Annotated in this window: 17 protein-coding genes; 1 reads left to right on the top strand and 16 read right to left on the bottom strand. The window is 72.2% G+C overall.

Features of this window, described 5'->3' with window-relative positions; translation table 11 throughout:
• Positions 1–24: 24 nt before the first annotated feature.
• Positions 25–1,365, bottom strand: coding sequence for an MFS transporter (locus tag ACZ60B_RS29410; RefSeq protein ID WP_469392149.1), 1,341 nt, complete (start codon positions 1,363–1,365; stop codon positions 25–27).
• 56 nt (positions 1,366–1,421) lie between these two features.
• Here ACZ60B_RS29410 and ACZ60B_RS29405 point away from each other — a divergent pair, with 56 nt between their 5' ends.
• Entirely contained in the window at positions 1,422–2,450 is a 1,029-nt protein-coding gene (locus ACZ60B_RS29405; RefSeq protein ID WP_469392147.1) for an ArsR/SmtB family transcription factor, read from the top strand.
• Between the two features lie 102 nt (positions 2,451–2,552).
• Here the strand turns inward: ACZ60B_RS29405 and ACZ60B_RS29400 are convergent, their stop codons facing one another.
• The 15 genes from ACZ60B_RS29400 to ACZ60B_RS29330 all read right to left on the bottom strand — a co-directional run bounded on the left by ACZ60B_RS29400 (position 2,553) and on the right by ACZ60B_RS29330 (position 17,461).
• Positions 2,553–3,293: a sirohydrochlorin chelatase gene (locus ACZ60B_RS29400; RefSeq protein WP_469392145.1), complete on the bottom strand. Its 741-nt coding sequence runs from the start codon at positions 3,291–3,293 to the stop codon at positions 2,553–2,555.
• 5 nt (positions 3,294–3,298) lie between these two features.
• Positions 3,299–4,186 carry an ABC transporter permease gene (locus tag ACZ60B_RS29395; RefSeq protein WP_469392143.1) on the bottom strand — a complete coding sequence of 296 codons (888 nt, stop codon included), beginning with the start codon at positions 4,184–4,186 and terminating at the stop codon, positions 3,299–3,301.
• Complete coding sequence (locus ACZ60B_RS29390; RefSeq protein WP_469392141.1) at positions 4,173–4,976, bottom strand: ABC transporter ATP-binding protein; 804 nt, start codon at positions 4,974–4,976, stop codon at positions 4,173–4,175. Before ACZ60B_RS29390 ends, ACZ60B_RS29395 begins: the two co-directional genes overlap by 14 nt.
• A gap of 12 nt (positions 4,977–4,988) precedes the next feature.
• A complete protein-coding gene (locus ACZ60B_RS29385; protein WP_469392139.1) occupies positions 4,989–6,137 on the bottom strand; it encodes an aliphatic sulfonate ABC transporter substrate-binding protein in 1,149 nt (382 codons plus the stop codon).
• Positions 6,138–6,371: 234 nt separating this feature from the next.
• Positions 6,372–7,706 (bottom strand): sulfate adenylyltransferase subunit 1, encoded by a 1,335-nt coding sequence (locus ACZ60B_RS29380; RefSeq protein ID WP_469392137.1) that lies wholly within the window; start codon positions 7,704–7,706, stop codon positions 6,372–6,374.
• A gap of 2 nt (positions 7,707–7,708) precedes the next feature.
• Positions 7,709–8,653: a sulfate adenylyltransferase subunit CysD gene (gene cysD, locus ACZ60B_RS29375; protein ID WP_469392135.1), complete on the bottom strand. Its 945-nt coding sequence runs from the start codon at positions 8,651–8,653 to the stop codon at positions 7,709–7,711.
• Positions 8,650–9,186: an adenylyl-sulfate kinase gene (cysC, locus tag ACZ60B_RS29370; protein WP_338017710.1), complete on the bottom strand. Its 537-nt coding sequence runs from the start codon at positions 9,184–9,186 to the stop codon at positions 8,650–8,652. The genes cysD and cysC overlap by 4 nt, the downstream gene beginning before the upstream one ends.
• Before the next feature lie 26 nt (positions 9,187–9,212).
• Positions 9,213–9,923, bottom strand: coding sequence for a phosphoadenylyl-sulfate reductase (locus ACZ60B_RS29365; protein WP_469392132.1), 711 nt, complete (start codon positions 9,921–9,923; stop codon positions 9,213–9,215).
• Positions 9,920–10,102 (bottom strand): hypothetical protein, encoded by a 183-nt coding sequence (locus tag ACZ60B_RS29360; RefSeq protein WP_469392130.1) that lies wholly within the window; start codon positions 10,100–10,102, stop codon positions 9,920–9,922. The genes ACZ60B_RS29365 and ACZ60B_RS29360 overlap by 4 nt, the downstream gene beginning before the upstream one ends.
• A complete protein-coding gene (locus tag ACZ60B_RS29355; RefSeq protein ID WP_469392128.1) occupies positions 10,099–11,799 on the bottom strand; it encodes a nitrite/sulfite reductase in 1,701 nt (566 codons plus the stop codon). Before ACZ60B_RS29355 ends, ACZ60B_RS29360 begins: the two co-directional genes overlap by 4 nt.
• A gap of 125 nt (positions 11,800–11,924) precedes the next feature.
• Complete coding sequence (locus ACZ60B_RS29350) at positions 11,925–12,008, bottom strand: putative leader peptide (RefSeq protein ID WP_309500612.1); 84 nt, start codon at positions 12,006–12,008, stop codon at positions 11,925–11,927.
• Positions 12,009–12,135: 127 nt separating this feature from the next.
• On the bottom strand, positions 12,136–12,708 hold the full coding sequence (locus ACZ60B_RS29345; RefSeq protein ID WP_469392126.1) for a GNAT family N-acetyltransferase: 573 nt from the start codon (positions 12,706–12,708) through the stop codon (positions 12,136–12,138).
• A gap of 17 nt (positions 12,709–12,725) precedes the next feature.
• Positions 12,726–14,018 carry a hypothetical protein gene (locus ACZ60B_RS29340; protein WP_469392124.1) on the bottom strand — a complete coding sequence of 431 codons (1,293 nt, stop codon included), beginning with the start codon at positions 14,016–14,018 and terminating at the stop codon, positions 12,726–12,728.
• Positions 14,019–14,226: 208 nt separating this feature from the next.
• On the bottom strand, positions 14,227–15,495 hold the full coding sequence (locus ACZ60B_RS29335; protein WP_469392270.1) for a GAF domain-containing protein: 1,269 nt from the start codon (positions 15,493–15,495) through the stop codon (positions 14,227–14,229).
• A gap of 331 nt (positions 15,496–15,826) precedes the next feature.
• Entirely contained in the window at positions 15,827–17,461 is a 1,635-nt protein-coding gene (locus tag ACZ60B_RS29330; RefSeq protein WP_469392122.1) for an acyl-CoA dehydrogenase family protein, read from the bottom strand.
• Positions 17,462–17,503 lie beyond the last annotated feature (42 nt).

Genomic DNA, 17,503 nt, shown 5'->3' with positions numbered 1-17,503 from the left:
CGAGCCCCGGCGAGGGAAGCCGGGTCAGGCGCTCTCGCCCCGCCAGTCCCCGTCCCGCCGGGCCCACCGCACCGCGGGAGCCACCGCCAGGCCCACCACCGCGAACAGCGCGCCCAGCACCGCCCAGCCCGCACTGCCGTGCCGGATCGCGGTCACCGTCACCAGAGCCGGTCCCGCCATCATCCCGGCGGACGCACCGGCGCCGAAGACACCCTGGTACACGCCGTGTGCGCGGGCGTCGGCGAGTTCGTAGCCGAGGGTCCAGCCGCCCGCCGCGGACAGCACCTCGGCGAAGACCTGGACCACCGCGCCGACGGTCAGCGCGAGCACCGCCCACACGGGGGAGAGGCCCGCGGAGAGCGCGTACACCGCGCAGGACGCGGCGAGCAGCAGTCCGGCCCGGCCCATCGCCCGCACCGCGGAGGGGACTCGGGAGACGCGGCGGGCGATCCGCACCTGCAGCAGCGCGACCAGGGCACAGTTCACGACCATCAGCAACGCGGCCGTCCAGCGCGGTGCCTCGGTGCGCTGCACGATCCACAGCGGCAGACCGACCTCGGAGAGCGTGTACTGCACGACCAGCACGGAATTGAGCACGGTCACCGCCAGGAACGGCAGGTCCCGTACCGCACGCCAGCGGTCGGCGGCCGGAGCGTCGGCCGCGACCGGCGTCCGGTCGCGCGTGTGGGCGGCCAGCGGGAGCCGGCGCACCATGAGCGCGGGCACCCCGAAGGACAGCGCGTTCACCACGATGACCGTCGCATAGGCGCCGCGGGTGTCGATCTGGAGCGCGACCGCGCCGAACAGGCCGCCGACGCCCATGGCCACGTTGGTGACCATCCGCAGATACGCCCGCGCCTCCACCCGGGTCGCGGCGGGCAGCACGTCCGCGTACAGCGCGCCCTGTACGCCGCGGCTGGCCATCTGAAGGCCGGTCGCGCAGACCACCGCGACGAGGAAGCCGAGGTAGGAGTGCACCAGGACATAGCCGGCCGTGGCCACACCCGTGCCGCCCCACAGCAGTGAGCCCACGTGCCGGGCACCCCAGCGGTCGGCGGCCCGCCCGGCGGGGATCCCGACCGCCACGCCGACCAGCCCCGCGACCGTCATGCCGAGCCCGACCGCGGTCGCGTCCAGACCGACGACGCGGGTGAAGTACAGCACGCCGAGCGGGAAGTAGAGGCCGTTGCCGAGGGAGTTGAACGCGGTCAGGACCGTGGCCCGGCGCAGGACGGGGTCGGCCGGCAGCAGTCCGGCGGCGCGGGTGACAGGCCGCGGCGGCGCGCCGGAGCCGGCGTCGGCAGGTCGTGAGGCGGGCTCGACGGAAGGCTCGGAGGCGGGTTCGGCGGCGGGTGTCGTGGTCATGGACACAGCCAACCGGCCGTGGGGCGGGGGCCGACAATGATTTAGCGTGGTGCTCAATGATCGAGTTACGCTTCGCCGTCGGCGACCTCGCGACCACGTCCTTCGCGTACTCACCGCTCCAGGAGACGGTGTTGTCGCTGCGCTGTCTGCACGACCCGGCACGCTACCTCCACCACCGGCCGTGGCTGCGCCGCATCCGCCCGGGTCTGAAGACGCTCGACCACGAACTGCTCACCGCGCTCGTCGCCCCCTGGCTGTGGGTACCGGACTTCCTCACCCCGCGTCCCATCCGGGCCCGCCCGGCCTTCGCCGACGAGGTGGACCTGCTGCGCGCCACCCCGGTGGAGGCCGTCGTCGCCGGCTTCCGGGCCACCTACCGGACCCGGGAGGCACTCCCGCCGGTGCTCGCCCGGGGCCTCGCCGAGCCCGACGCCCTCCTCACCCGGCTCGCGGACGCCCTCGACGCCTACTGGCACACCTGCCTCGCCGCCGACTGGTGGCCGCGCGTACAGAACATCCTGGAGGCCGACCTCGCCCACCGGGGACGGGTACTGGCGGAGCGGGGCGTCGGCGCGATGCTCTCGGGACTCGACGCGCGACTGGTCTGGACGGGCAGCCATCTGCGGCTGTCCACCAGGGACTTCATGCTGCCGGTCCCCTGGGTCGACGTCAGCATCGACGGGCGCGGCCTGGTGCTGACGCCGACGATGTTCGCCCGTGGTGCCCAGCCGCCGATCGATCCCACCCGGCCTCCGCTGCTGATGTATCCGGCACGCGGCCGTGCCACCCTCGGTGAGGGCCCGCCCCAGGTGGCCGACGACGCCCTGGCACGCCTCCTGGGACGCCCCCGTGCCCGTCTGCTGGGCCTGCTGACAGAGCCCGCCTCGACCACCGAACTGGCCCACCGTCTGGACGTCACTCCGGGAGCGGTCAGCCAGCACCTGGCCGTCCTCCACGCGGCGGGCCTCCTCGGCCGCACCCGCAGCGGTCGCAGCGTCCGGTACGCGCGCACGCGGCTCGGCGACGACCTGTGCCGTCACGATCCGTCACCCGGCGAGGAATCATCCCTGCGGCCACCGGTATGAGGTGCGCCACCGGCCTGGGGGCGGGCCGTGCCCATGGCCACCTGGAGGAGCAGCTCCCTCGGGTGCCACGACGAGCCGGGTGCCCGGCCCCCGGGAGGGCGCTCACGCTCCCAGGGCCGCCAGGGCGGGCCTGCGGGCCGCGTCGTAGCGCTCCAGCAGCAGTCGCGCCACCTCCGGAGCCGGGCCGAGCACCTCGGCGAGGACGTCCGCATCCTGCGCGCCCCGTGCGATGCGATCCGGCAGGAAGCCGGGCGCCAGGACGTAGGGCGCGACGGCCACCCGCTCGCAGCCGAGGTCGCGCAGTTCCCGTACCGCGTCCTCGGTGCGGGGCAAGGAGGCGGAGGCGAACGCGGGCCGCACGGCGCACCAACCGGTGTGCCGCCACTCCCGCGCGATGTCTGCGATCACCGCGATCGCCTCCGGGTCGGTGGACCCCGCCGAGGCCAGCACGACCCCGGTCGAGGACCTGTCGGCGGGCGTCAGCCCCGCCTCGCACAGCCGCCGCTCCAGCGCGCGCAGCAGCAGCGGCGACGGGCCGAGCACCTCCGCCTGCCGGATCCGCAGCCGCGGCGGCGCGGCGGCGAGCACCGCGGGGATGTCCGCCTTCGCGTGGAACGCACGCGTCAACAACAGCGGCAGGGCCACGACGTCACGCACCCCCTCCGCCGCCAGGGACCCCAGCACGCCCTGCACGGACGGCACGTTGAAGTCCAGGAAGCCGGTCTCCACCCGTACGTCCGGGCGCAGCGAGCGCACCCGGCGTACGAGGGCGTGCACCGTCGCGGCGTGCCGCGGGTCGCGGCTGCCGTGGGCGATGACGAGGAGGACCGGCTCGCTGCGCACGGGCGTCAGCCCTTCACCAGCAGGCCGCGGCTGCGCAGTACCCACCGCTCCAGCGGACTGAAGATCAGCAGGTCGATCGCGATACCGACGAACAGGATGAGCAGGATGGCGAGGAACACCTGCGCCATGCTGCTGTTGGTGCGGGCCACCTCCAGCAGCTGACCGAGGCCCACGCCCAGGTCGGGCGCCTGCACGATGATCTCGGCGGCCATCAGCGACCGCCAGGAGAACGCCCACCCCTGCTTCAGGCCCGCCACGTAGCCGGGCAGCGCGGCCGGCATGACGATGTGCCAGGTGCCGCGCAAGCCGGTCGCCCCCAGCGTGCGGCCCGCGCGCAGGAACAGCGGCGGCACCTGGTCGACGCCGGACACCAGGCCGTTGGCGATCGACGGCACCGCGCCGAGCAGGATCACCGCGTACATCATCGACGGCTGGAGGCCCAGCCAGATCACGGCGGGCGGCACCCAGGCGACCGAGGGCAGCGACTGGAGGCCGGACAGGGTCGGGCCGATCGCCGCGCGCACGAACTTCACCCGCGCCACGAGCAGGCCGAGCGGGGTGCCGATGAGCAGGGCGAGCGCGAAGCCGAGCAGGCCGCGCGAGACGCTCGTCCAGACGTAGCCGAGCAGGGTGCCCTTGAGCCAGGCGTCCCGGACCTCGGCCCAGACGGCACCCGGGGAGGGCAGCTTCGTCGGGTCGTCGACGATCTTCAGGGTGATCAGGCCCTGCCAGATCACCACGACCACCGCTATCGCGACGACGGGCGGCAGGACCTTCTGGCGCAGGGTCTGCCGCAGTGGCGGCCGGCCGGCGACCGAGCTCTCCAGCGCGTCGAGGCCCGCCTCGACGCTGCCGGACTCCTCCGTCGTCGTCCTTGTGTCAGTGCTGGCCATGACGGCGGATCTCCCCACGCAGTACTTCGGTGATCTCAAGGGACAGTTCCGCCACGGGGGCGTCCTCGATCCGGCGCGGCTGCGGGATGTCGACCGTCCACTCCCGGGCCACGCGCCCCGGACGGGAGGACAGCAGCACCACACGCTGGGCGAGCCGGACCGCCTCGCGCACGTTGTGCGTGACGAACAGGACGGACAGCCCGGTCTCCGCCCAGATCCGGGTCAGTTCGTCGTGCAGCACGTCCCGGGTGATGGCGTCGAGGGCGGCGAACGGCTCGTCCATCAACAGCAGATTGCTCTCCTGCGCCAGCGCGCGGGCCAGTGCCACCCGCTGGCGCATACCACCGGACAGCTCGTGCACCCGCTTGCCGTACGCGCCCTTGAGCCGGACCAGTTCGAGCAGCTCCTCGGTCTTGCCGCGGCGCTCGTTCTTCGCGACTCCCCTGAGTTTCAGGGCGAGTTCGATGTTCTTGCCCGCGGTCAGCCACGGGAAGAGGGCGTGTTCCTGGAACATCAGGGCGGGCCGGCCGTCCGTCGCGATGGAGCCGACGGTCGGCCGGTCGAGTCCGGCCACCAGGTTCAGCAGCGTGGACTTGCCGCAGCCGGAGGCCCCCAGGAGCGTGACGAACTCGCCGGGCGCGACATCGAGGCTGATGTCGTCCAGGACGAGCTGCTGTCCGCCGGGACCGGCGAAGGATTTCGAGACGTGCTCGATGCGTGCCGCGTACTCCACCGATACGTCGGCCTTGGCGAAGGTCGTGGCCATGGTCGTCACCTCCTGGCAACTCATCGGGTACGGGGCTTACTTCGCGCCGAGACCGGCGTCGTCGACGGCGGCGGCGCCCTCGGCCTCGAGAACCTTGTTCAGGAGCGTGAGGTCGTAGATGCCGGACAGGTCGGGCTTCTCCAGCAGACCGGCCTTGACCGCGTGCCGCGCCTCGGTGTCGAGGGTGGCGGCCAGCGGGTCGTCGGTGAACCGGATCGACCTCCACGCGGGGCCGACCACCGCGGCCGGCAGCGCCTTGCCGGAGTCGGCCTCGAGCTGCTCGTTCGCCGCGGCCCTCGCCTCGTCCGGGTGGGCGTTGATCCACTTGTTGGCCTCGACGGAGGCCCGCAGCACCGCCTCGACGGCCTTCGGGTGCTGCTCGAGGAACTCCTGCCGCACGATGACGTTCGTGATCACGAACTTCTTGGCCGGCCACAGGTCGGCCTCGTCGAGCAGTACCTTCGCGCCCTCGGCGACCAGCTTGGACGCGGTCGGCTCCGGCACCCACGCGCCGTCGACGGAACCGGACCTGTAGGCGTCCGGGGTGATCTTGTTGTCGGTGCGGACCACCGAGACGTCGCCCTTGCCGCTCTCCGCGTCGACCTTCCAGCCCTGTTCGGAGATCCAGTTCAGGAACGCCACGTCCTGGGTGTTGCCGAGCTGGGGAGTCGCGATCTTCCTGCCCTTGACGTCCTTCAGGGACTTGATCCTGTCAGGGTTCACCACGAGCTTCACGCCGCCGGAGGCCGAACCCCCGATGATGCGCAGGCTCTTGCCCGCGGACCTGGTGTAGCCGTTGATCGCCGGGGACGGACCGATCCAACCGATGTCGATCGAGCCCGAGTTCAGCGCCTCGATCTCGGACGGACCCGCGTTGAAGACCTGGTACTTGGCCGCCGTGGCGCCGAGTTCCTTCTGGAAGTAGCCCTTCCGCACCCCCACCAGCGCCGTGCCGTGGGTGAGGTTGCCGAAGTAACCGATCTTCACGGAGTCGAGGCCGTCGATCTTCTCGGCTCCCGCGGCGATCTGCTGGTCGGCGGGTGTGTCGGCGGCCTGCGAACCGTAGCCGCACGCGGCGAGCGCCAGCAGGGGCAGAGCGGCGACGACGGCCGTGCCGCGGCGCAGGGCGGCGGCGGGCGCGCCCCTGCGCGGGCGGAGCCGGGACGGCGGAGGGTTGGCAGGCACGGGAGGAGTTCCTCTCGTTGGCCCGGCGGTCACGTCACTCAGGTCGTGGCCGGGAGGTCGGCGGACGGTCTCCGTCTTTTCCGGGACGGAAGAGGGGAGGGCTGGGCGCGCAGGCGGTGCGCGTACGTCAGCGCGCACATCGAGCGACTCCGCCCTCGCCGCTGCCGAGGGCGCCGCTGCCGATACGGCCGCCCTCCTTCGCGAACGTCGAATAGTAATCCGGTGCGTTCATGCTCAGAAATCCCAACCGTCGTCTTCCGACGCGTCCTTGACCGGGTCCGGGGCGGCGAACGACTCGCCGACCATGCCCGCGGTGAGCGTGGTGCCGTCGCTCGGGTCGATCAGGATGAACGAGCCGGTGCGGCGCGAGTCGGCGTAGGAGTCGACCGGCAGCGGCTCGGCGGTGCGGATCTTCACCCGGCCGATGTCGTTGGCGAGCAGCTGTCCCGGGTGGGGGTGCAGGGACAGGTCGTCGAGCGTCAGCCGGGACGGTATGTCCTTCACGATCGCCTTGACCGTGCGGGTGCCGTGCTTGAGCAGGACCCGGTGCCCGACGGTCAGCGGCTGGTCGGCCACGTGGCAGACGGTCGCCTCGACGTCCTGCGTGGTGGGCGGCGCGTCCTTGCTCGGCACGATCAGGTCGCCGCGCGAGATGTCGATGTCGTCCGCCAGCAGAAGGGTCACCGACTGCGTGGTCCAGGCCACGTCCACCGGCCTGCCGAGCAGGTCGATGCCGGAGATCCTGGTCGACCGGCCCGACGGCAGCACCGTCACCGCCTCGCCGACGCGGAACGAACCGGCCGCGATCTGGCCCGCGTACCCCCGGAAGTCCGGGTGTTCGGCGGTCTGCGGCCGGATCACGTACTGCACGGGCAGCCGCGCGTGGCAGTGCGCCAGGTCGTGGCTGACCGGCACCGACTCCAGGTGCTCCAGCACCGTCGGGCCGCCGTACCAGTCCATGTTCGCGGACGGCTCGACCACGTTGTCCCCGGCGAGCGCCGAGATCGGGATCGCGGTGACCTCGGGGACGCCCAGCTCGGTCGCGTACGCCGTGAACTCCTCGGCGATCGCGGCGAACACGGACTCCTCGTAGCCGACGAGGTCCATCTTGTTCACCGCGAGGACCGCGTGCGGGACCCGGAGCAGGGCGGCGATCGCGGCGTGCCGACGGGTCTGCTCGACGACGCCGTTGCGGGCGTCGACGAGGATGACGGTCAGCTCGGCGGTGGAGGCGCCGGTGACCATGTTGCGGGTGTACTGCACATGGCCGGGGGTGTCGGCGAGGATGAAGCGGCGCCGGGGGGTGGCGAAGTAGCGGTAGGCCACGTCGATCGTGATGCCCTGCTCGCGTTCGGCGCGCAGACCGTCGGTGAGCAGCGCGAGGTCCGGGCCCTCCTGGCCGCGCCCGGCCGAGGCGCGCTCCACGGCCTCCAGCTGGTCGGTGAGGACCGACTTGGAGTCGTGCAGGAGCCGGCCGACGAGGGTGGACTTGCCGTCGTCGACGGAGCCGGCGGTGGCGAACCGCAGCAGGGTGGTGGCCGAGAGCTCCTCGGTCGTGGTGGTGCTCATGTCTAGAAGTACCCCTCGCGCTTGCGGTCTTCCATCGCGGCCTCGGAGAGCTTGTCGTCGGCGCGGGTGGCGCCGCGCTCGGTGAGCCGGGACGCGGCGATCTCGGTGATGACCTGGTCCAGGGTGACGGCGTCGGAGTCGACCGCGCCGGTGCAGGACATGTCACCCACGGTGCGGTAGCGCACCTGGCGCTTCACCACGGTCTCGCCGTCCTTCGGGCCGCCCCACTCGCCGGCGGTCAGCCACATCCCGCTGCGGCTGAACACCTCGCGCTCGTGCGCGAAGTAGATCTGCGGCAGCTCGATGCCCTCCCGGGCGATGTACTGCCACACGTCCAGCTCGGTCCAGTTGGACAGCGGGAAGACGCGGACGTGCTCGCCGGGTGCGTGGCGGCCGTTGTAGAGGTTCCACAGCTCGGGGCGCTGGCGGCGGGGGTCCCACTGGGAGAACTCGTCGCGCAGGGAGAACACGCGCTCCTTGGCGCGGGCCTTCTCCTCGTCGCGGCGGCCGCCGCCGAAGACCGCGTCGAACCGTTCGCTCTGGATCTTCTCGGTGAGCGGGAGGGTCTGGAGGGGGTTGCGGGTGCCGTCGGGACGCTCCTTGAGCACTCCGCGGTCGATGTAGTCCTGCACCGAGGCCACGTGCAGCCGCAGCCCGTGCCGGGCCACCGCGCGGTCGCGGTACTCCAGCACCTCGGGGAAGTTGTGCCCGGTGTCGACGTGCAGCAGGGAGAACGGCACCGCGGCGGGGGCGAACGCCTTCAGCGCCAGGTGCAGCATGACGATGGAGTCCTTGCCGCCGGAGAAGAGGATCACCGGCCGTTCGAACTCGCCCGCCACCTCGCGGAAGATGTGCACCGCCTCGGACTCCAGCGCGTCCAGGTGACTGAGGGCGTACGGGCCCGCGGTGCCCTCCTCGCCCCCCTTGAGCTCGGCAGCGGTCGTCATGCCAGTCCCCTCTCGTTGAGCAGGGCGTACACCGAGGCCGCGGACTCCTGCACGGTCTGGTGCTGGGACTCGATACGGAGATCGGGCGACTCGGGCGCCTCGTACGGGTCGTCGACGCCGGTGAGCCCGGAGAGTTCGCCGGCCGCCTGCTTGGCGTACAGGCCCTTCACGTCGCGGACCGAGCACACCTCGACCGGGGTCGCGACGTGCACCTCCAGGTACGCGGCCCCGCTCTGCTGGTGACGCTTGCGCACCGCGTCCCGGCTGTCCGCGTACGGCGCGATCACCGGGACCAGCGTCTTGACGCCGTTGCGGGCGAGCAGTTCGGCGAGGAAGCCGATGCGCTGCACGTTGGTGTGCCGGTCCTCGCGGCTGAAGCCGAGGCCCGCCGAGATGAACTCGCGGATCTCGTCGCCGTCGAGCACCTCGACGAGGTGGCCCTCCGCCCGCAGCAGGCCGGCCAGTTCGTACGCGATGGTGGTCTTGCCGGCGCTCGGCAGACCCGTGAGCCAGACGGTGGCTCCGGTCGTCACGTGTGTCTCCTGAATCTGTGTCATGGTCAGCCGTGCAGCCCGCACTCGGTCTTGGCGCGTCCGGCCCAGCGGCCGGCGCGCGCGTCCTCGCCCTCCAGGACGCGACGGGTGCAGGGGGCGCAGCCGACGGAGGCGTAGCCGTCCATCAGCAAGGGGTTGGTCAGGACGCCGTGTTCGGCGACGTAGGCGTCGACGTCGTCCTGGGTCCAGCGGGCGATGGGGGAGATCTTGACCTTCTGCCGCTTCTCGTCCCAGCCGACGACCGGGGTGTTCGCCCGGGTCGGGGACTCGTCGCGACGCAGACCGGTCGCCCAGGCCTGATAACCCGTCAAGCCCTCTTCCAGGGGCTGTACTTTGCGGAGCTTGCAGCACAGGTCGGGGTCGCGGTCGTGCAGTTTCGGCCCGTACTGCGCGTCCTGCTCGGCGACCGTCTGACGCGGGGTCAGCGTGATGACGTTGACGTCCATCACGGCCTCGACCGCGTCGCGGGTGCCGATGGTCTCCGGGAAGTGGTAGCCGGTGTCGAGGAAGACGACGTCGACGCCCTTCCTGACCCGGGACGCGAGGTGCGCGACCACCGCGTCCTCCATGGAGGAGGTGACGCAGAACCGCTCGCCGAAGGTGTCCGCCGCCCACCGGAGGATCTCCAGCGCGGAGGCGTCCTCCAGATCGCGGCCCGCCTGCTCGGCGAGGGCCTTGAGGTCGTCCGCCGTACGTTCCTGCCGAGTGGTCGTCATGTCCGGTTCTCCCCTTCGGCGTCGGAGTCGTGAAGGCCCCGGCTCAGCAGTCCGAGGAACTTCAGCTGGAACGCGCGGTTGCACGCCGCGCACTCCCAGGCGCCGTGACCGGCCTCGTTCGGACGCAGGTCCTCGTCGCCGCAGTAGGGGCAGTAGAAGGGGGCTGCGCGCTCGCTCACGAGAGGGCCTCCTCCGAGGCGCGCGCGGCCCAGGCGGCGAACCGCTCGCCGTCCGCGCGCTCGTCCTGGAACCGCTTCAGCACCCGCTCGATGTAGTCGGGCAGCTCCTCCGAGGTGACCTTCAGGCCGCGCACCTTGCGGCCGAACCCGGCCTCCAGGCCGAGCGCGCCGCCGAGGTGCACCTGGTAGCCCTCGACCTGCTCGCCGTTGCCGTCGACGACCAGCTGGCCCTTGAGACCGATGTCCGCCACCTGGATACGGGCGCAGGCGTTCGGGCAGCCGTTCAGGTTGATGGTGATCGGCTCGTCGAACTCCGGCAGGCGGCGCTCCAGTTCGTCGATCAGCTGGGAGCCGCGCTGCTTCGTCTCGACGATGGCGAGCTTGCAGAACTCGATGCCGGTGCAGGCCATCGTGCCGCGCCGGAAGGAGGACGGCCGGGCCGTCAGGTCCAGTGCCTCCAGGCCCTCGACGAGCGAGTCGACCTGGTCCTCGGGCACGTCGAGGACGATCATCTTCTGCTCGACGGTGGTGCGCACCCGGCCCGAGCCGTGCGCCTCCGCGAGATCGGCGATCTTCGTCAGGGTGGCGCCGTCGACGCGGCCCACGCGCGGGGCGAAGCCGACGTAGAACAGGCCGTCCCGCTGGCGGTGCACGCCGATGTGGTCGCGCCACTGCTGCACCGGCTGCTCGGGGGCGGGTCCGTCGACCAGCTTGCGTCCGCCGAGGTACTCGTCCTCGAGGACCTGGCGGAACTTCTCCGCGCCCCAGTCGGCGACGAGGAACTTCAGGCGGGCGCGGTTGCGCAGCCGGCGGTAGCCGTAGTCGCGGAAGATGGAGATGACGCCCTCGTAGACGTCGGGCACCTCGTCGATCGGCACCCACGCGCCGAGCCGCACACCGAGCTTGGGGTTGGTGGACAGGCCGCCGCCGACCCACACGTCGAAGCCGGGGCCGTGCTCGGGGTGGCGCACGCCGACGAACGCCACGTCGTTGATCTCGTGCACCACGTCCAGCAGCGGCGAACCCGAGATGGCCGTCTTGAACTTGCGGGGGAGGTTCGAGTACGCCGGGTTGTTCAGCACCCGGCGCTTCATCTCCTCCAGCGCCGGGGTGGCGTCGATGATCTCGTCCTCGGCGATGCCCGCGACGGGCGAGCCGATCATCACGCGCGGGGTGTCGCCGCAGGCGGTGACCGTCGACAGGCCGACGGCCTCCAGCCGCTCCCAGATCGTCGGCACGTCCTCGATCCGGATCCAGTGGTACTGGACGTTCTGCCGGTCGGTGATGTCGGCGGTGCCGCGCGCGAACTCCTGCGAGATCTCACCGACGACGCGCAGCTGCCGGGTGGTCAGCGCCCCGCCGTCGACGCGGACGCGCAGCATGAAGTACGAGTCGTCCAGCTCCTCCGGCGCCAGGACCGCGGTCTTGCCGCCGTCGATCCCGGGCTTGCGCTGGGTGTACAGCCCCCACCAACGCATCCGGCCGCGCAGGTCGTTGGGGTCGATCGAGTCGAACCCGCGCTTGGAGTAGATCGTCTCAATGCGTGTCCGCACATTGAGACCGTCGTCGTCCTTCTTGAACTGCTCGTTGCCGTTGAGCGGGGTGAAGTGCCCCGCGGCCCACTGACCCTCGCCGCGGTGACGGCTCACCTTGCGGCGGGGCGCGGCGGCAGCAGGGTTCTGCGGGGTGGCGGCCATGGTTCTACGTCCTTCAAGACAGGCGGAAAGCGGCTCTGACCAGTGCGTACGGGCGCACGGAAACGTTCTGTGCGCGGCTCTGCGCAGGGAAAGACCAAAGGGGGGAACTGCGGCGCTGCGGCTCGTCAGCCCGCCGGACAGATGGCGCTGGACATGCGGCCGAGGTCGACGTGCCGCCGACTCACCAAGGCAATTCCAGTTCCAGACATGACGGAAGCGTGTCACGGCGTTCTGGACAGAGTCCAGCTTCGTCCGTCATGTGGACACCGTGGTCCCACATTGTGGAATCAGGGTGTCGTCGATCACATGGTGCGCGCGCTGTCTTGTCAGCGCAGGTCAGACGGGATAGGCGCCCGGCCAGGGGCCCGGCGAGGTCACCCGGGGCTGCTCCTCGACCTTGGTGTCGAACAGCTTGAAGCCCCGGCGCTGGTAGTTGTCCATGGCGTGTTCGCCGTCGAGGCTGCACGTGTGCAGCCAGACCCGCTTGGTCTCCGGCAGCCCCGGCCAGCGCTCGGCGAGGTCCCAGGCGCGGGCGGCGCCGTACGCCAGCAGGTGGCCGCCGATCCGGCGCCCGCGGAAGGCCGGGATCAGCCCGAAGTAGACGATCTCCACGACCCCGTCGTCCTGCGGCTCCAGCTCCACGTAACCGGCCGGGGTGCCGTGGTCGTAGGCGACCCAGGTCTCCACACCCGGCCGGTCCAGGTGCTCGCGCCAGCGCGCGTACGGCCAGCCGAGCCGGTCGATCCAGCGGATGTCCCCGCCCACCGACGCGTACAGGAAGCGGCTGAACTCCGGCGAGGGAACCTCCGCGCGCACGATCCGCACGTCGCCCTCGGGTGCGGAGGCCGGCAGGACGTCGGTCGGCGCGGTCTGCTCCAGGGACCAGGTGGTCACGGGAATGTTCGTCATACCGGACAGGGAATCATCTAGTCCAATGATCTGTCGATCGAGGTCAGAGGCAGTGCGAACAGCATCCGGGCGGACTGGGACCAGACCTCGCCGGTCTCCTGCCAGTAGGACAGCGACTCCGTCCGCGGGCTCCAGCAGGTGCGGCCGCCCTCGGATCCGCACCGGGTGGCCCGCGCGCCGTCGGTGTCCTGCCGCCACAGGCCGCCGGGTCCGTCGCCGTCGTCGGCCGCGCGGCTGAGGTACCAGTGCGCGCCGAGGGACAGCACACCCCGGACCTCGGAGATCTTCGTCCGGTAGGCCTCGGTCGCGGATACGCGGCCCGCGGCGTCGGTGGCGAGCAGCCCCGAGCGCCCGGGGGCCGTGCTGAAGGAGTAGCGCCACAGGCGGGCCTGTCCGGCGCCGTCGCCGGAGGTCCACTCGCCGGCCACCAGGCTGTCCGGCACCGTGCTGCGGTCCAGCGAGACGGCGCCGGGGCGCGGGGTGCCGTCGGCGCCGCGGAGCCGGTAGGAGCCGACGGCCGGCAGCACGTACCGGCAGCCGTGCGCCGACCAGCCGCCCGGCACCCGGCCGACCGCCTCCGTCTCGACCGTGGCGCGCTGGACGCGGTTCATGTCGTAGACGTACAGCGCGGCCCGGTCGCCGTCGTCGGCGGTGACCAGCAGTTTGTCCTCGTACCAGACCATGCCGGAGACATGGGAGGCGAGCCCCCGGTAGTCCCGGCCGCCGTCGACCGGGACGGCGAGGAGGACCCAGGTGTAGCTGAGCTGGTCCAGGTCGTCGGCGTCCACGAAGGCGACCCGGGCCAGCCCCCGCTCGCCGACCGCGCCACCGGGGTCCGTCCAGCCGGAGAGGATCACGCGGTGCGCACCCCAGCGGCCGTCGTCGTCGGCGTCCCCCGAGGTGGTGACCGCACCGGGCCGCCAGCCGTCGGTGTCCGCCGCGTTCCAGCAGTACGCGCGGGTGGCCGCGGGTGCGACGGGCAGCGCCTGCTTCTCGTCGGACGTGCAGTCGGCCGCGCCGCGCAGGGTGTGGTCTGCCCCGGCGAGGACGGTGGTGACACCGACCGGCCGTCCCATCCCACCCGCCAGCCGGCTCAGGTCGCCGGCCGGCACCAGGTTCTCCGTCAGCCGCAGCCGGGCCGTCTCGGCGGTCGAGGTGAGCGGCTTGAGCGCCCCGGGGTCGTCGGCGACCGTGGCCTGCGATGCGCTGATCATGGTGGCCGCGGCGGTGAGCGCGAGGGCCGCTCCGGACAGGAACGCGCGCAGCGCCCGCCCTCGCCTGCGTCGGCGGTGCCTGCCACGTTGCTTCATCAGACCTCCCGAGGCGGACCAACTGCGCCTGTCGATCAGTACGTTGAACGAGGAGCAGGTGGGGTGGCCCTTGCAAGGGATGCTACGACAGCCGGACACTGCCGGGGACGAAGACCTCGCAAATATGCGGAAGACACCTGCGGATGCGGCATATGCGGTATGGCTGGTCGACGCGCGACCGCACGCCGGGGCGCACCCGCCGGGAGTGTCAGGCCAGGGCGGCCGACTCCCGGGCCTTCGTCACCGCCGGCGCGGTGGAGTGCGGCAGCAGGTCACGGGGGTCGTCGGGCAGCAGGACCTCCACGGCCGCGTCCTCACAGAAACGATACGGCCGGTGCTCCAGAAACCCCCCGAAGTACCTCCGCACCCGTGACATCTCGGCCCGTACGGTCACCGTGCGGGCCGGGTCGCCGAACACGTCGGCGGCCAGGCCCGCCGCGCTGCGCCCCGAGCGGTGCACGGCCAGCAGATAGAGCAACTCGGCATGGCGGGGACTCAGTTCGTGGGTCCAGGAGCCCGCGCTGCCGGACACCGTCACCGACCAGCCGCGCGGCCGTCCCAGATCCAGCACGATCCGGGTGGCCGCCCGCGGCCCCGGCTCCGCGGCCGGCCGCACCAGCCAGCCGCCGGCCAGCGGCTCCACCGCGCTCAGCCCGAGCGCCGGCAGCCACCGGCGGCCCGCCGCCAGCGACTTGGGCAGGGCGATCCGGTTCGTGTACGGCATCCCCGTCACGGCCGCGGTCCAGCCGTCCCGGTCCACCACCACCGCCCGGTCGCCGAGCCGCGCCAGCACCGGCGCCGCCACCGCGCGCAACTGCTCCAGCGAGTTCCGGTGCAGCTCGCGCAGCCGGGACTCGGCGAGCTTGGCCACCGCGTCGACCCAGGAGAGCGTGGCCGGATGCATCGTCTCCAGCGGGCCGCTGAGGTCCACCACCCCGAGCAGCCGGCCGTCCCGCGGATCGGAGATCGGCGCCCCCGTGCAGGTCCAGCTCGTCTGACTGCGGACGAAGTGCTCACCGGCGAACACCTGGACGGGACGGCGTACCACCGCGGGCGTGCCGACCCCGTTGGTGCCGACCACGTCCTCGCGCCAGTCCGCGCCGATCTCGAACCCGAGTTCGTCGGCCTTGCGCAGCACCGGCGAGCAGCCCTCGCGCCACAGCACCCGCCCCTCGGCGTCGGCGATCACCATGATGTGCCGGGTGACGTCCGCGAACTGCAGCAGCCCCTCGCGCAGCACCGGCAGAACGTGCCGCAGCGGGGACTCCTCACGCCGCCGCCGCACCTCCTCCTCGGCGAGCAGACCCGATCTGAAGTCGCGCTCGGGGTCGACCCCGCTGCGCGCCATGCGCCGCCAGGACTGCTCGATCACCGGACGGGGAGCGATCGGCGCGCGCTTGCCGGCGAGGGTGGCGTCGCGGATGTCGCTGAGCATCCGCGCGGCCCGCGGTGCGTCGACGGAGGCGAGTTGCGTCATGTTCTTCGGCGAGTACGCCACTGGGCCCCCCGGGAAACTCCTACGACAACCGGAGAAGTCAAGCCCCGCGGCCGACGGTTTCCGGTCCTGTTCCGCCGGTTCGGGCGGTGCGTCACATCATGCCCCCCGACGGCGCCGGAGGGGCTGACTCCGGACACCCCGGCCCGTAAGTTGCAACCCCCTGCAACCCTGGTGCACCTCAATGCTTTGTTCGAAACTTGACGCACGCCGTCCCGAGCGGCGTTCCTGGCCTCGCAGGGCCAACCTCGCGGGGGTGGTGCCGTGTCGGCGCAGCACCACCCCCGCGGTCAAACGAGGCCGAACCCGCAGGTCAGCCCAGCGGCCGCGCGCGTTCCACCACCGCCGCCAGGTCCAGGGTGGCCGGCAGGGTCCCGAAGGCCGCGCCCCAGTCGCCGCCCAGCCGGGAGGCACAGAACAGGTCCGCGACCTCGGCCGGCGCGTACTGCACGAGCAGCGCCCCCTGGAGCACCAGCGCCAGCCGTTCGGCGAGCCGCCGGGCCCGGCCCTCGATACCCTCCAGATCGGCGAGCTCCGTCAGGAGGTCCTTGATCGCCCGGTCCAGCCGGTGATCGGCGCCCCGCGCCCGCCCGACCTCCTGGAGATAGGCGTGCAGCGCCTGCGGCTCCCGTCGCAGTGCCCGCAGCACGTCCAGCGCCTGGACGTTGCCCGCACCCTCCCAGACCGAGTTCAGCGGCGACTCGCGCACCAGCCGGGGCAGGCCCGACTCCTCGACGTAACCGTTGCCCCCCAGGCACTCGGCGGCCTCCACCGCCACCGGCGCGCACCGCTTGGTCACCCAGAACTTCGCCGTCGGCACCGCGATCCGCAACAGCGCCCGCTCCTGCTCGCCCCCGTCGTCACAGGCGGCCGCCAGACGCAGCCCCAGCGCGGTCGCCGCCTCCGACTCCAGCGCGAGATCGGCCAGAACGTTGCGCATCAGCGGCTTGTCCAGAAGCCGCCCGCCGAACGCCTCCCGGTGGGCGCAGTGGTGCACCGCCTGCGCCACGGCCTGCCGCATCAGCCCCGCCGAACCCAGCACACAGTCCAGCCGGGTGGCCGCGACCATCTCGATGATGGTGCGCACCCCCTGCCCCTCCGCACCGACCCGGCGCGCCCAGGTCCCGTCGAACTCGACCTCCGACGAGGCGTTCGACCGGTTGCCCAGCTTGTCCTTGAGCCGCTGGAGCAGGAACACGTTGCGGGTGCCGTCCGGCAGCACCCGCGGCACGAGAAAGCAGGTCAGGCCCTCGGGAGCCTGCGCCAGGACCAGGAACCCGTCCGACATCGGCGCCGAGCAGAACCACTTGTGCCCGGTCAGCGCATAGGTGCCGGCCTCGGCGAGCGGCACCGCGGCCGTCGTGTTGGCCCGTACGTCACTGCCGCCCTGCTTCTCGGTCATGCCCATCCCGAACAGTGCCCCCGCCTTCTGGTCGGCGGGCCGCAGTGTCCGGTCGTACAGCGTGGACGTCAGCCGCGGCTCCCACTCGGCGGCGAGCGCCGGGTCGTGGCGCAGGGCCGGGACGGCCGCGTGCGTCATCGACAGCGGGCAGCCGGTCCCCGCGTCGACCTGGGTCCACACCATGAATCCGGCGGCCCGCCGCACATGCCCGCCCGGCCGCGTCCAGGCTCCGGTGAGGCCCGCCGAGACGCCCTTGCCGAGCAGCCGGTGCCAGGCCGGGTGGAAGTCGACCTCGTCGATCCGGTTGCCGTAGCGGTCGTGGGTGCGCAGCCGCGGCGGGTTCGTGTCGGCCTGCACCCCCCATTCCTGCAGCTGGGTCGACCCGGCGGACCGGCCCAGCGCCGCGAGTTCGTCGCGTGCCTCGTCGAGTACCGCCGGGTCGACATGCCGTTCGACCGCCTCGACCAGTGCCCGGTCGGCCGAGTAGACGTCGTACCCGGTCAGGGGCGGGGGCTGATTGGTCACGGAGTGCGTCCTGCCTGCCATACCCCGGAACCTACCGCCCGTCCCGTCGGGCCCGCCACCCCG

The sequence above is a fragment of the Streptomyces sp. NPDC104096 genome (assembly GCF_055584385.1).
This window is presented reverse-complemented; position numbering and strand designations above follow the sequence as displayed.

Excerpts from the sequence above, each read along its gene's own strand:
- ACZ60B_RS29410 (WP_469392149.1), bottom strand. The coding sequence starts at position 1,365 with ATGACCACGACACCCGCCGCCGAACCCGCCTCCGAGCCTTCCGTCGAG.
- ACZ60B_RS29405 (WP_469392147.1), top strand. The coding sequence starts at position 1,422 with ATGATCGAGTTACGCTTCGCCGTCGGCGACCTCGCGACCACGTCCTTC.
- ACZ60B_RS29395 (WP_469392143.1), bottom strand. The coding sequence starts at position 4,186 with ATGGCCAGCACTGACACAAGGACGACGACGGAGGAGTCCGGCAGCGTC.
- ACZ60B_RS29390 (WP_469392141.1), bottom strand. The coding sequence starts at position 4,976 with ATGAGTTGCCAGGAGGTGACGACCATGGCCACGACCTTCGCCAAGGCC.
- ACZ60B_RS29380 (WP_469392137.1), bottom strand. The coding sequence starts at position 7,706 with ATGAGCACCACCACGACCGAGGAGCTCTCGGCCACCACCCTGCTGCGG.
- cysD (WP_469392135.1), bottom strand. The coding sequence starts at position 8,653 with ATGACGACCGCTGCCGAGCTCAAGGGGGGCGAGGAGGGCACCGCGGGC.
- ACZ60B_RS29365 (WP_469392132.1), bottom strand. The coding sequence starts at position 9,923 with ATGACGACCACTCGGCAGGAACGTACGGCGGACGACCTCAAGGCCCTC.
- ACZ60B_RS29355 (WP_469392128.1), bottom strand. The coding sequence starts at position 11,799 with ATGGCCGCCACCCCGCAGAACCCTGCTGCCGCCGCGCCCCGCCGCAAG.
- ACZ60B_RS29350 (WP_309500612.1), bottom strand. The coding sequence starts at position 12,008 with ATGTCTGGAACTGGAATTGCCTTGGTGAGTCGGCGGCACGTCGACCTC.
- ACZ60B_RS29345 (WP_469392126.1), bottom strand. The coding sequence starts at position 12,708 with ATGACGAACATTCCCGTGACCACCTGGTCCCTGGAGCAGACCGCGCCG.
- ACZ60B_RS29340 (WP_469392124.1), bottom strand. The coding sequence starts at position 14,018 with ATGAAGCAACGTGGCAGGCACCGCCGACGCAGGCGAGGGCGGGCGCTG.
- ACZ60B_RS29335 (WP_469392270.1), bottom strand. The coding sequence starts at position 15,495 with ATGACGCAACTCGCCTCCGTCGACGCACCGCGGGCCGCGCGGATGCTC.
- ACZ60B_RS29330 (WP_469392122.1), bottom strand. The coding sequence starts at position 17,461 with ATGGCAGGCAGGACGCACTCCGTGACCAATCAGCCCCCGCCCCTGACC.